10 protein-coding genes and 1 riboswitch are annotated in these 13,397 nt (G+C 34.4%); of the genes, 4 read left to right on the top strand and 6 right to left on the bottom strand.

Annotation, left to right across the window (positions count from 1 at the left end; genetic code table 11):
• The first annotated feature begins 611 nt into the window (after positions 1-611).
• The gene (locus QMO11_RS08125) at positions 612-2,723 is read left to right on the top strand and encodes a M3 family metallopeptidase (protein WP_282036833.1); all 2,112 of its coding nucleotides are present in this window, start codon (positions 612-614) and stop codon (positions 2,721-2,723) included.
• 65 nt (positions 2,724-2,788) lie between these two features.
• On the opposite strand, the gene QMO11_RS08120 is transcribed toward QMO11_RS08125, so the two are convergent.
• Complete coding sequence (locus QMO11_RS08120; protein ID WP_282036832.1) at positions 2,789-3,301, bottom strand: biopolymer transporter ExbD; 513 nt, start codon at positions 3,299-3,301, stop codon at positions 2,789-2,791.
• Between the two features lie 167 nt (positions 3,302-3,468).
• Positions 3,469-3,667: riboswitch (cobalamin riboswitch) on the top strand.
• A 255-nt stretch (positions 3,668-3,922) separates the two neighbouring features.
• Between QMO11_RS08120 and QMO11_RS08115 the strand changes: the two genes are divergently transcribed.
• The 3 genes from QMO11_RS08115 to QMO11_RS08105 all read left to right on the top strand — a co-directional run bounded on the left by QMO11_RS08115 (position 3,923) and on the right by QMO11_RS08105 (position 6,741).
• The gene (locus QMO11_RS08115) at positions 3,923-4,552 is read left to right on the top strand and encodes a peroxiredoxin-like family protein (RefSeq protein WP_282036831.1); all 630 of its coding nucleotides are present in this window, start codon (positions 3,923-3,925) and stop codon (positions 4,550-4,552) included.
• A gap of 193 nt (positions 4,553-4,745) precedes the next feature.
• A complete protein-coding gene (locus tag QMO11_RS08110) occupies positions 4,746-5,870 on the top strand; it encodes a metallophosphoesterase (protein ID WP_282036830.1) in 1,125 nt (374 codons plus the stop codon).
• Positions 5,871-5,949: 79 nt separating this feature from the next.
• Entirely contained in the window at positions 5,950-6,741 is a 792-nt protein-coding gene (locus QMO11_RS08105) for a hypothetical protein (protein WP_282036829.1), read from the top strand.
• A 121-nt stretch (positions 6,742-6,862) separates the two neighbouring features.
• Here QMO11_RS08105 and QMO11_RS08100 read toward each other — a convergent pair whose 3' ends face one another.
• The 5 genes from QMO11_RS08100 to QMO11_RS08080 form a co-directional block, all read right to left on the bottom strand.
• Positions 6,863-8,668: a methyl-accepting chemotaxis protein gene (locus QMO11_RS08100; protein ID WP_282036828.1), complete on the bottom strand. Its 1,806-nt coding sequence runs from the start codon at positions 8,666-8,668 to the stop codon at positions 6,863-6,865.
• Positions 8,669-8,858: 190 nt separating this feature from the next.
• Entirely contained in the window at positions 8,859-9,644 is a 786-nt protein-coding gene (locus tag QMO11_RS08095; RefSeq protein ID WP_282036827.1) for a T9SS type A sorting domain-containing protein, read from the bottom strand.
• Between the two features lie 54 nt (positions 9,645-9,698).
• Positions 9,699-10,646 (bottom strand): aldo/keto reductase, encoded by a 948-nt coding sequence (locus QMO11_RS08090; RefSeq protein ID WP_282036826.1) that lies wholly within the window; start codon positions 10,644-10,646, stop codon positions 9,699-9,701.
• Positions 10,647-10,715: 69 nt separating this feature from the next.
• On the bottom strand, positions 10,716-12,278 hold the full coding sequence (locus QMO11_RS08085; RefSeq protein ID WP_282036825.1) for a sulfatase family protein: 1,563 nt from the start codon (positions 12,276-12,278) through the stop codon (positions 10,716-10,718).
• A 322-nt stretch (positions 12,279-12,600) separates the two neighbouring features.
• Complete coding sequence (locus tag QMO11_RS08080) at positions 12,601-13,311, bottom strand: SGNH/GDSL hydrolase family protein (RefSeq protein WP_282036824.1); 711 nt, start codon at positions 13,309-13,311, stop codon at positions 12,601-12,603.
• Positions 13,312-13,397 lie beyond the last annotated feature (86 nt).

Raw genomic sequence — 13,397 nt, 5'->3', positions numbered from 1 at the left:
TACACCCCCTATTTTAACCTATGTTGTTAAAATTAACGGCGCAAAAATACGATATATTACCACGTTTTCAATAGGTTTATTTTAATTATTTGATTGTTCTACAACATAAGAACTGAGCGTGACAAGTTATAAATCAAACATTTATGAGACTACTTATATTAAAGAAGTTTTTCTTTAATTACTATATTTCAGCTACTTATACATACCTAAAGAGATGTGAAAAACACAAGCTTATAAAAATAGCTTAATATTTTGATGTATAACATTTAACAGTTATTCACAATTACACTTGCTGCTTATTTTAAACAATGCATTTCTGCGAATAAGATTGCGTTAGCGATTGCAGCGGATACCCCACAGCGAGGAACGAAGCGAGGAGTATGAGCGTAAAGCGCGCCCCCAAATTATAGTTTTATTATTAATTACTATATTCTTTATGGGGGAACGCCCTAAAAAACATAACTATATTAATTAGCTAGGGGTATTTAAAAAGCTGCAATATGTCATACACTATGTTTTTTCAAAGTAATAGCTTTGCGAGTTAAACTAAAAAACAAACTATTGAGTATCTATATGGTGGGACTATGGAGCTCGGTAATAAAAATAAGTAAATGAAGTATTTATTAACTGTAAGTATTTGTATGGCCCTATTATTTAATGCCTGCACAAACAACCAAAAAAAATGCTGCGATGGAAATCCTTTTTTCCACGAGTATAGCACTCCTTTTGGAGTAGCTCCTTTTAACGAAATTAAAATAGAGCATTATTTGCCTGCATTTGAAAAAGGAATGGCTCAACAAAGTGCAAACATTGAAGCTATTGTAAACAACGCAGAAGCTCCAACGTTTGAGAACACTATTGAAGCAATAGAATACAGCGGTCCGCTTTTAACAAAAGTGAGCAGTGTATTTTTTAACATGACAGGTGCTAACACAAACGATGATATTAAGGCTATTGCAAAAGAACTGGCACCTAAATTATCGAAACACAGTGATGACATTAATTTGAATCCTGCTCTTTTTACTAGAGTTAAAGCTGTTTACGAACAGAAAGACGGTTTAAACTTGAATCAGGAGCAAGGTATGTTACTAGAGAAGACATACCAAGGTTTTGTTCGCGGTGGTGCTAACCTTGAAGGAGAAGCTAAAGAGAAATTCAGAAAGATAAACCAAGAGTTGTCGTTACTTACTCTAAAATTTGGCGATAATGTATTGGCTGAAACCAACAGTTTTGTAATGGTGGTTGATAATGAAGCCGACTTAGCTGGCTTACCGAAAGGAAGTATTGATGCAGCTGCAGCAACGGCAGAAGAAAAAGGAATGGCTGGCAAATGGGTTTTTACCATTCACAAGCCTAGTATGATTCCATTTTTACAGTACGCTGAAAATCGTGAGTTGAGAGAGAAAATATTCAAAGCCTATATTAATAAAGGCGATAACAATAACGAGTTTGACAATAAGGAAACTATTAAAAAGATTGCTTCGTTACGTGTTGAACGCGCTAATTTATTAGGTTTCGAAAGTCATGCTGCTTTTATACTTGATAAGAACATGGCAAAAACGCCAGAGGTTGTAAACGAGAAGTTGGCCTTTTTAATGGAGCGCTCTACCAAAGTAGCTAAGCAAGAATTAAAAGATATGCAAGCTATTGTTAATGCTGAGGGTGGCAAATTTAAAATTGAGGCTTGGGATTGGTGGTTCTACTCTGAAAAAGTAAAACAAAAGAAGTTTAACTTAGATGAGAACGACATTAAGCCTTATTTTGAATTAGAAAATGTGGTTAAAGGTGCTTTATATACCGCCGAGCAATTATATGGTTTACAATTTGAGGCACGTGCTGATATCCCTACTCCGCATGCTGAGGCGAGAGCTTACGAGGTAAAGGAAGCTAACGGTGACCATATTGGTGTTTTATTTATGGACTTTCACCCGAGAGAAAGTAAAAGAGGTGGTGCATGGATGAACTCGTACCGCAAGCAAGAGGTTGTGAACGGAGAATTTATTCACCCTGTAATTACAATGGTGTGTAACTTCACAAAACCAACTACCGACACCCCTGCCCTATTGAGCTTTGAAGAGGTCACTACTTTATTCCACGAGTTTGGGCATGCTTTACATGGTTTATTATCTAAGTGTACTTATTATTCGTTATCAGGAACAGCAGTGCCTAGAGATTTTGTTGAGTTACCATCGCAAGTGATGGAACATTGGGCATCGGAACCTGAGGTTTTAAATGTATATGCAAAACATTATAAAACAGGAGAAATTATCCCAACTGACTTGGTAAATAAAATTCAAAAAAGTGGAACTTTCAACCAAGGTTTTATTACAACTGAATATCTAGCCGCAGCTATTTTAGATATGGACTACCATACGTTAACAGCTCCGTTAACACAAGATATTAATGCTTTTGAGACAGCTTCTAACAAAAAGATGGGTTTAATTCCTGAAATTGTAACACGCTACCGCAGCACCTATTTTAACCATGTGTTTAGTGGTGGATATTCTGCAGGATACTATGCTTACATTTGGGCTGCCATTTTAGATTCGGATGCTTTTGATGCTTTTGAAGAGAACGGTATTTTTGATAAAGAAACTGCTGCCAAATTTAGAACTAATGTACTTGAAAAAGGAGGCACTGAAGATCCAATGGTATTGTATAAAAACTTTAGAGGACAAGAACCAAACGAAAAAGCTTTATTAGAAGATAGAGGGCTTTTATAAAATTCAAAATATCGAAAATTTTAGCTTCGTAATTAAGGGCATTCAGAAATGGATGCCCTTTTATGTTAATAATACCAAGAAGAATTTCGCCTTAACTCCCCATCTTTTCCTCTTACCCAATTTGGTTCTGCTTCGGATATTCGAATTGGAAATACGGTATTAATTGCCTTTTGCTTTTTTGAAGATAAAGAACCATAAGTAGTCCCAAATTTCTTTTGAGCCAATTCTTCTCGCAGTTCAGCATATGCTTTCTCTAACTCATTCTGAACATCGATATAAAACCCATACGTAACATCACGATCTGTTTGTATTGAAACAACTGCTATAGACACTTGAGTATCTCCGAAAAAGTGCACACGCTTTGAACGTTTACTAGGCAACCAAGACTCATTGTTAGGGTTTGCAATGTATTCCTTCGTTAGTTCTTTTAAATCAGATAACTTTCTTTCTTCTCCTTTAACTAAAATAATATCACCACTCTTTACCCATACTGTAAAAAGATTCCTATCTGTCCACGAAGTACAAACTACCAAAACAACGAAATAAGACACCAAATAACAATAATATTTTTTTGACATAAACCACACTTTTTAGGAGACTAAATCTACAGATAATTCCTACAAAAGAAAACAATACTATTTTTACTCTATCACTAAATTCAGAATACCAACACTATAGAGGAATATTTTGGACAACTTTTAAATAAATCCGTTTAATAACATTGCCAAATAGATAAACATTACATACATTTGTTTCAGATTTTGGAAGTGCAAATATTTTATTTGCCAAGGGAATTAGGTGAGAATCCTAAACAGTACCCGCTGCTGTAATCTCTAGCCGTTAGGCTAATCTTTTAATTAACATGTCACTGTTGCTCCCAAAGCAATGGGAAGGCAATTAAAGGAGGAGTAAGTCAGAATACCTACCAATAATCAATATTTGAAAGTAGCTTTCGGGAGTTAAAGCAAAATCGGTTAAGTACCTAGGGTACTTTCTATCCGTAAATTATATCCCCACGCATTTTCAAAAACATTTTATTGCAACAACGTAGACCGATATGCCAATTGGTCGAATCTAGTATTATCTGTATAACAATGTTTTTCAAAGAAAAGCGCTCCAAAGGGGGTGCTTTTTTTTATTCATACTGTCAGGTTCATTAATTTATACGACAATAAGAATAAACAACTAATACTAGCATCATGAAAACATTATCACTAATAGCCGCAATACTATTAAGTATTAATATTTATTCGCAAGAAAAAATTAAAGCCATAGATGCAAAAGGCATAGATATAGGAAGCTACATTAATAATTTTAAGGCCACTACGGATAAGGGCGAATTGTTTTCGTTAAACGATGCTTTAAAAGATGGCCCTGTTGTGATTATATTCTATCGAGGATTTTGGTGCCCTGTGTGCAACAAACATTTGGCTGCAATGCAAGATAGCTTACACTTAATTGCAGATAGAGGTGCACAACTAATAGCCATATCTCCAGAAAAACCAGAGTATCTTAATATCATGAAAGATAAAACTGGTGCCAAATTCACACTTCTTCATGATGAAAATTACGAAATATCGGATACTTTTGGTGTTACCTTTACTCCTTCTAAAACAACGCGAACCATTTACAATATAGCTTTAGGTGCCAAATTAAAAGAAACACATTCCGACGAATCAGAACAACTACCCATACCCGCCACATATATTATTAATACAGATGGTACAATCATATGGCGCCATATTGATCCGTATTATAAAAACCGAGCAAACGTAAAAGATATTCTTAATAATTTGCCAGTTATAATAGATACTAATCCATTATATTAAGATTAAACCACCCAAGATCTTATTTAGAAATTCTGCACAAATGGCTTAATCTAATTAATAGATATACATGATAATATGCAAATACTTTTGATGGAACTACAAGAGCTTTTTCAACAATTACTATATCCATTATACTATTTATAATATTAAAATTACTATCTTAAAACTTCGAAAATCAAACCCTTATATTTATATGAGACATTTATTCTTCACTCTACTACCTACCTTTGTGTCCATTGCAATTATTGTTGTTAACATCTATCTCATTAAACGATTCTACGGTTATTTCATCAAAGAATTAAACAAACCTTTTTATGCAATGCTTTGTATTGTACTATTCTTTGTAGCTACAAGCTTCTTAATGATTAGACATGAAATGGGGAGCTTTAGCGATTCGCAATTTATTATTGCCTCCGTATTAATGGGAACATTAGCATTCTTAGTATTCGCTGTTGTATTAGTAGACATTGTATTAATCTTCATACATATTGAGCCCAAATACGCAGGTATCGTTGTATTATCTACCACCCTTTTGATTATTGCTTACTCTATTTGTAATGCATCACACACACGTGTAAAACATCAGGAAATAAAAATAGAAGGCCTAAAAAAAGAATTACACATAATGCACTTATCTGATATGCACATTGGTCCATTTAGAGGGCACGAATTTGTTAAAAACATTGTAAACAAAACTATTGATGCCCATGTTGATGCAGTTGTAATAACAGGCGACTTATTTGATGGCGTTGTTGAATTAGACAAAAACAGCATCGCTCCCTTCAAAAAACTAGATGTTCCCATATTCTTTATCGAAGGTAATCATGATATTATTATAGGTTCAAAAAGGGCGAAGGAGGCTGTACGGGAAATTGGAATTACGGTTCTTGAAAACGAAATATTCAATTTTGAAGGAGTACAACTTATTGGACTTAATTACATGGCAGAGGACGACTCTGCATATTACAAAGAAGAACATATTGAGGATAAAACAGCTGAAAGAAAAACCATAAAAAGCGTATTGGATGATTTAGTATTAGACGATAATAAACCTAGTATTTTGCTACACCATAGCCCTGCTGGCATTAAATATATCAATGAAAAAGGTATTGATTTATTTCTTTCAGGACATACGCATGCCGGGCAATTGTTTCCATTTACCTGGCTCATTAAATTAATTTTTAAATATTCGTATGGCTATCATAACTTCAACGGAACCCAGATGTTTGTTTCGCAAGGTATTGGGACTTCCGGCCCTCCCATGCGATTAGGCTCCAAGAGTGAGATGGTAGTGTTGGATTTAATGCCACTTGATTAATAATACGTGAAATTCGAGATTAGATTGTCTAAATATTGAGTTCAAAAAACTCATAACCAAAAACTAAGACAATCTAATCATGAAAAATAACATTCTGCTAATCACCAGTTTTACTCTTATTAGCTTTACAGCATGTACCTCTTTTCAATTTACATCGCTGCAGAGCAATCTCCTAAATCTTGATTCAAATTATTTCTTATATCAGGATGATACGCTAGAAGTAAAATACTCTTTTGCAGGCAGAAACTGCCCATTACAACTAACCATCTACAATAAATCGGACGACCCAATTTTTATCAACTGGGAACAATCGGCAGTAATAATTAATGGACAAAGCCTACCAATTAACCCCTTAAATTCAATAATGTCGTCCAGAAGCCAAACTTCTACTTATGCAATCGGAAATCACTACGAAAGTAGCAGTAGTATCAGCAATGGAGTTATTGAACATTCCGACAGGTCGGGTTTTATACCACCTAAAGCTAGTATTACAATAAACAGTTATAATCTAAGCAGTGGTTTTATTAACACTACCCTAGCCGATTCTACACAAAAAGTATACGAAGAAAGCGCACTCAGAACAGTAACCAAACACTTCTTCACAAAAGAAAATTCACCCCTTAAAATCAATTGTTTCTTAACTTACAATAACGATACTAAAACTCAGAAGAATTATATCAAAAGCAAATTTTGGTGTGCTTCAGTTTATAAAACCAACTACCAATCGTATAATAATAGAGGCGATCAATATTTTGTTTCTCGCTCTAGCGTTGCTGGCGATATATTAAGTACAGCAGCCATTGTTGGCGTAGCCATAGTAGCCGTTAAAGCAGACCTTGAATATGACGACGAATGTTGTCACGAGCGATAACACAATAATAATGAAGCTACAATATACATTAAGACTTTCGCATATATAGCTTGCAAGAAATTCAGTCTTAATATAAAACATATTTTTGCTTTATATTAAGACTATTTACAAATGGTTAAACTTATAATTTAAAGAATTTAACCTGCTCCCTCAATAAAGAAGCATGCGAATTTAACTCCTCAGCTTGAGCTGATAACTCTTCGGCTTGAGAAACGTTATTTTGTGATACATTACTCAAAGCAATCAAGGCATCCTTGATGTATTCTGATTTCTGACGTTGAGAATTACTAGCCCCTGAGATATCTTGTATAAGTGCGTTTACATTTTGGATATTTGGCAATATTACCTCTAACATCTCACCACCCTCTTCTGATAATTTAACACCATCTTTGGTTATGCCTGTTATTACCATCGAGGCCTCTTTACTGCTTTCTGCTAATCTTTTTACCTCATTAGAAACCACACCAAACCCTTTACCTGCATCACCTGCTTTAGCCGCTTCAATAGCCGCATTTAAGGCTAAAATATTAGTTTGAAGAGCTAAATGATTAACAAACTTAGTTTGAGCCAATATTTCCATTGATTTTGATAATTGCTCAGAGTTCTGATTCCCTAAATTCACAATATGATTAACAGACTCATCAGAAAGTTTACTTGTTTTAATCGAATTATTAGCATTCTTATCTATTTCAACAGTAATATCCTCAACAGTAGCACTTATTTCTTCAATCGAGGCTGCTTGGTTATTTGCATCTGCGGATAAGTTTTGAGCACCACCATTTAGTTCCTTAGCCGATTCTTCAAGTGTATCCGATGTGTGTTCAATATTCTTAATGATACTTATCAAACTTTCCATCATTTTTGAGAAAGATACATTTACAGCTCCTATCTCATCTTTTCTGCTTAACTGACTTTGAGTAAAATTTACTTTTAAATCACCATTGGCAATACTCTCTGCTGCATTAGCTACAATACCGAGTCCGTTAGAGATTGATCTATTAATTAAAACAGCAACCAAACAAATTAAGATAATTGATAAAAGAATAACTATTCCGATAATAATAATTTGTTGATGCAATGATTCTTTAAAAACTAAGGCAGACTTTTTAGAAATTTTTGCCAAGCGTACCGTTGAATTGCTCGAAAATTGTTCAACTTTCCACCCTAACCAACCTGCATTTTTTGCCTGAGCTCGAAATTCGATTATAGTTGTATGGAGTTTATCTGCACAATTAACTAATTCGGGCGACAAATTTTTATTTAAACTTACAAGCTTATCACCCATTAAAGATAAGTTTGCCATAAGCTCCTCATCTTCGGTATACCTCCCCAATTGAAAAGAATGAGATTTTAGTTCAACATTTATTACATTTAGATAACTATTAAACTCAAATTTTGCCCTATTTGAAATATTTTTTTCTTTATTGAGTAAAGAATAAAAATCAGTAAGACTCTGTATACTAACACCCATTAGACTATCACACTCTTGGGCCTTATCAAAATATTTACGTGCGTAATTTGGCATTTGAGCAATCTCGCTTTGTACTGAATCAAAAACCAAAACCAATTCGTTAGGAATATCCTGTTTAATAGCATCCAATTCTTTTGCTGCTGCCGCTGCCCTATCTATTACAATCCTTGGCCTATAGTCTTTCCTATCCGTACGATAGGCAATCATATGCTGGTCGGTTATCCTAAGTATCGAAATAGAATATTCTATTTTAGCTTGAATAGTAGATAATTTTTCAGATTTGTAAACTGTAATAACACTTATTACGGCAACCAATAACATTAACGTTAACACTATCGCATATGAACCTACAAGTTTTGTAGATATTTTAATATGATCCGGATTTAGTTTCTGTAATATCTCGGAAAGTTTACGTTTTTTGTTCAGCTCTCGTAACTCTTCTACCCCTCTTTTCATGCTCTGTAAATCAATATAATCAGCCTAATTCTTTAACTCATTTATAATCTTACTCTAGCTGCGCATCAAGAATCAATAAATTGTAATATTGAACTATGACTGTATAGCAACTGTAAAAATAACCAAGCCCTTATCATTGTTATAAATAATAAGGGCATATTTGGCTATTTAATATGTGTATAATTTGAGATTACTGTACAATAAGTTTTTGAGTTGTTGTGCCTACTTTAACAATATATAATCCTTTTGCTGCTACGTTATACTCCATTGAAATCTGCTTTGCAGAATACACCAAGGCTCCTGTACTATTAAATATCTTTATCTGCTGAGCATCGTTTGTTCCTGTTTTTACAATTATCGAACTATTACGACTGTAAACCTGGTGTTGACTTGGAGACTTATCAAAATCAACTGACGTTGAAGTACTGCGAGGCTCTGATTCACTATTCACAATAATTTCATCGATTAAACCAACCTTTCCATCTACCAAAATCCCATTAAATACATATCCTGGAAGTGTATAGGCTACATCTCCTAAAACTCGTATATATGTTACATCAATATCTGTTGCTCCTGCAGTATATTCAAAAACAAGATCTTGCCATTCTCCACGATTTGTGTAAGCATTAGAAGTTGGCGCTGGCGTATTATTGTTAATTCGAATACTGATAGCTGGTATATCTTGATAATTTACCATCATATGTAAATAACGAGTTTCTCCTGCAGGCACAGTAAAATTGCATGGTATATCAACGAGTGCATACCAATTATTGGTATTATTTCTACCAAACTGACCACAAGTATTACTTGTATTCAACCCTGTATTTGATGGGTTAGAGATAGTCTCAAAGGATGCCCCAAAATATGGTGTAACATCAATTGGACTTTCAAAATCAGTAATTAAAATGTCCTGAGCATTTACATTTAAAAATGCTAAAATTGTAGCTGTTAGAATAAGTGTAATTCTTTTTTTCATATTGTTTAATTTATATTAATTAGTGTGTTTCTACGGTTAAATATTCAGGGCAAATCAATCCCATAAATTAGCTAAAGAATAAGGGCCACCTTCGGTAACAAAAAAGTTACCGTGAATAAATCTATGATTCATATCCATATTATGCATAGCAGCTATATCATCAGCATTCAGTTTTACATTTATAGCTTCAAGGTTCTGTTTTAAACGAGCTTCGTTGGTTGATTTTGGTATTACCACAATACCTTTTGCAACACTATATGCTAATACCAATTGCGCTATGGAGCAATTATTCTTTTCAGCCAATATTTTAAGCTTTGGATCGGTAAGTACACTTGGGTCATTTATATGCTTCAGGTGATCGGGCCTGTCTGACGATCCCAATGGAGAATATGCAGTAACTACAATATTATTGGAATTACAAAAGTTAACCAGTTCTTTTTGCTGTAGATAAACATGTAACTCAACTTGGTTTACTGCAGGTTTTATTTCCGCTTTACTAAGTAGATTCGAGAGTTTTTTAACACTAAAATTGCTTACACCTATGTTACTTACTAAATTCAATTGATATGCTTCTTCAAGACCTCTCCAGGTATCAATAAGTGGTTGTTCCTCTAAAGATAAGTAGTGAGATGCCTCTGTAGCATCATTTACGTCAGGCTTAAAAGCAACAGGCCAATGAATTAAATATAAATCAAGATAATCTAATTGTAGATCAGCAAGGGTTTGTTTTAAGGCTGGCATTACATTGGATTTGCCATGTGCATTATTCCACAATTTTGAGGTAATCCACAAATCAGAACGTTTAACAACGCCTTCGGCTATTGACTCAGAAATTGCTTTACCAACTTCCCTTTCGTTACCATAAACACTAGCACAATCAATGTGCCTATAACCGATTCGAATCGCTGCTTTTACAGCCACATATACTTCACCAGCACTTGCTTTCCAAGTTCCGAGGCCCACAAGGGGCATATGCCCTTTATTCAATTTAATAGTATTCATAAGGTAATCATTTAGATAAATTGAAACATATCAATCTCTAATACTTTTAGTATTAAAACGATACTTGTTTTATTCTCTAGTTACTAGGTGTGATTGCTTAGCTTTAAGTAAAAGATTTTTGAGCTCTTCTGTTTTATCAAGATACTGATCAACAACATTATTTTTCTCCTCCGGATCATCTTCTAAGTTATACAACTCATAACCCACAACTGGTCTTTGCTCAAAGGGTTTTCCCCAGGTATGAGGCTTGTGTAACTCTACATACTTCCACTGTGCTTTTCGGATAGCTAAACCTGGTTTTAAGCCGGTAGCTTGTTCTATTAATATATCTGCCCCTTTAGAGTCTTTACCTATTAATGACGGCCATAAATTGCGACTATCGGGAGCAGCATCTGTGGGCACATCGATATTTAGCATTCCTGCAAATGAGGCAAACAAATCAGCCTGACTAATTAATGCATCACTAACTCCTGGTATAATTTTATTGGGCCAATTAATAATAAATGGTACCCTTGTTCCACCTTCCCATATTCTGTACTTCCCTCCAGTATATATAGACGATGCATCATGACCTCTATCAACTTCTTCAGTCATTGCAACACAACCATCTTCATAACCTCCATCTTCATAAATAGGACCATTGTCGCTTGAGAATATCACAATCGTATTATCATCAATTCCTAATTCATTAATGGCACGCATTACTTCACCTACACACCAATCAAGCTGAACCATATTGTCTCCTCGATAGCCCAAAGTAGTTGCCCCTCTAAAACGTGGGTGAGGAATACGCGGTGCATGAATATCACTTGTTGTAAAGCATAATAAGAAAGGACTTTTACAATTATTAGTCATAAAATCCTTGGCTTTTAAGTATAAATCCTCAGCCATATTCTCATCGCTCCATAATGCACTCTTGCCACCTTTCATATAACCGATACGACTTACTCCATTTATTACAGAGCAACTGTGCTGACCATCACTTTTATACAGTGTAACTGCTTCTGGTTCTAATCTCGCATCAGGATACTGAGTACCCTTTACCGATTCCGGTATTCTTTTCCAATAAGAAACCGTTAAAGGATCTTCCGGTGAAAGGTTTACAACAGCGCCATTTTCAACATAAACACAAGGTACTCGGTCGTTTGTGGCTGGTATTATATATGAATAATCGAAACCCAAAGAGTTGGGAGTTAAATTTATTTGGTTATTCCAGTCGATGGTTCCATCGCCTAACCCTAAGTGCCACTTGCCAACAATGCCAGTTTTGTAACCCGCATCTTGAAATAAATTAGCTAAAGTATATTGTTCTGGTTTAATCAGCATTTCAGAGTCGCCCTGTAGAATGGCTGCTTTGGGATTTCTAAAAGCAAGTTCGCCTGTAAATAGCGAATATCGCGAAGGAGAACATGTAGCTGCCACTGAATGAGCATCGGTAAATCGCAATCCGTTATTGGCTAAAGCATCAATATTTGGGGTGGGAATTAATTCAGAACCATACACTCCAATGTCTCCAAAACCTACATCATCAGTATAGATGATAACCACATTGGGTTTGTTTTCTTTTACTTTACATGAGGTAAATAGAATTCCGAAAAGGAATATTGCGAGTAACTTAAATGTGCTTTCCAATTTGCTTATTTATTTAGTAATCAACATTGCTTTATAGCTCAAGAATTCATTCTTGATTAATTAGAGAAAACCCTAATATTTGTAGAGAATGATTTATATCTATAAACAACATTTAACAAATAAACAAAAACTCAAAAGCGTGTCAAATAGACAATATTGGCATAAACCTAGATTATCTTACTACAAAAAACCCATAGAACCGAAGTTCTATGGATTCCCTTTACAATAAACATTCGATTACCAAATAACCTTAAATAAAGGTAAAATTAATGGCTCTAAATAAATATTGCACTCTTACTAAAACCAGATATCACTCAAGTTTCTATTTATTAAAATAGCTCATGATTTTTTTTGCTATTAATATATGACCTGCGTCATTAGGATGATTAACTGTAGCCATGAAATCCTCAACTTTGGCTCCTGCTGCAATAGCATCTTTAAATCCTCTATAACTATCTACTAATCCTACTTCATATTCTGCAGCTAGCGCTCTAATTTGATCGCTATGCTGATCTAAAATAGTTGTATCTACTTTTAAATCCACCCTTTTATCTGGAGAAGGCGTACAAAGAATCACTTTTACATTTTTCTTTTTAGCCATAACAATCATCTTTGACCATGCTTTACGCGCCTCCTCTAGGGTTACATTTCTATCATTTAAAGCGTAATCAATAAATAATACATCAGCATTATGCGGTAAAACTTCTGCTTTAAATCGTTTAACACCTTGCGTTGAATTTTCACCTCCTATTGATGTTGTTATTACATTTACTACAGCATGTGGGTATTGCTCTTTTATACCTTTTAGTACAAGATGAGGATATGCCTGTAAGGTGTGAACATTTGGTGTATTGTAATATCCCGATGGAACTGAATGCCCATGAAAAACAACATTAACAGTTCGATTCTTAGGCCACTTTTTATTTAACTCAACTTTTACGTTATCTAAATAATCGCTTGAACTTGCTACCCCTTGCCCAATGGCATTAAAACTTAACAAGCATATTACTATACATCCTATTATTTGTTTCATAAGTACTAATTTTTACAATTTTATTTAAGCGAAAAAAGAGACTTCTTATTCAAGAAGTCTCTTATCTCAGTATGTATAATTACTTA

This window comes from Saccharicrinis aurantiacus (genome assembly GCF_947489045.1).
Lineage (GTDB): Bacteria > Bacteroidota > Bacteroidia > Bacteroidales > Marinilabiliaceae > Saccharicrinis > Saccharicrinis aurantiacus.
Note: the sequence above shows the minus strand (reverse complement) of the source record. Positions and strands in the feature narration are given on the sequence as shown.

Coding starts and splice junctions, on each gene's coding strand:
- QMO11_RS08120 (WP_282036832.1), bottom strand. CDS start 3,301: ATGTCAAAAAAATATTATTGTTATTTGGTGTCTTATTTCGTTGTTTTG.
- QMO11_RS08080 (WP_282036824.1), bottom strand. CDS start 13,311: ATGAAACAAATAATAGGATGTATAGTAATATGCTTGTTAAGTTTTAAT.
- QMO11_RS08110 (WP_282036830.1), top strand. CDS start 4,746: ATGAGACATTTATTCTTCACTCTACTACCTACCTTTGTGTCCATTGCA.
- QMO11_RS08095 (WP_282036827.1), bottom strand. CDS start 9,644: ATGAAAAAAAGAATTACACTTATTCTAACAGCTACAATTTTAGCATTT.
- QMO11_RS08100 (WP_282036828.1), bottom strand. CDS start 8,668: ATGAAAAGAGGGGTAGAAGAGTTACGAGAGCTGAACAAAAAACGTAAA.
- QMO11_RS08125 (WP_282036833.1), top strand. CDS start 612: ATGAAGTATTTATTAACTGTAAGTATTTGTATGGCCCTATTATTTAAT.
- QMO11_RS08090 (WP_282036826.1), bottom strand. CDS start 10,646: ATGAATACTATTAAATTGAATAAAGGGCATATGCCCCTTGTGGGCCTC.
- QMO11_RS08115 (WP_282036831.1), top strand. CDS start 3,923: ATGAAAACATTATCACTAATAGCCGCAATACTATTAAGTATTAATATT.
- QMO11_RS08105 (WP_282036829.1), top strand. CDS start 5,950: ATGAAAAATAACATTCTGCTAATCACCAGTTTTACTCTTATTAGCTTT.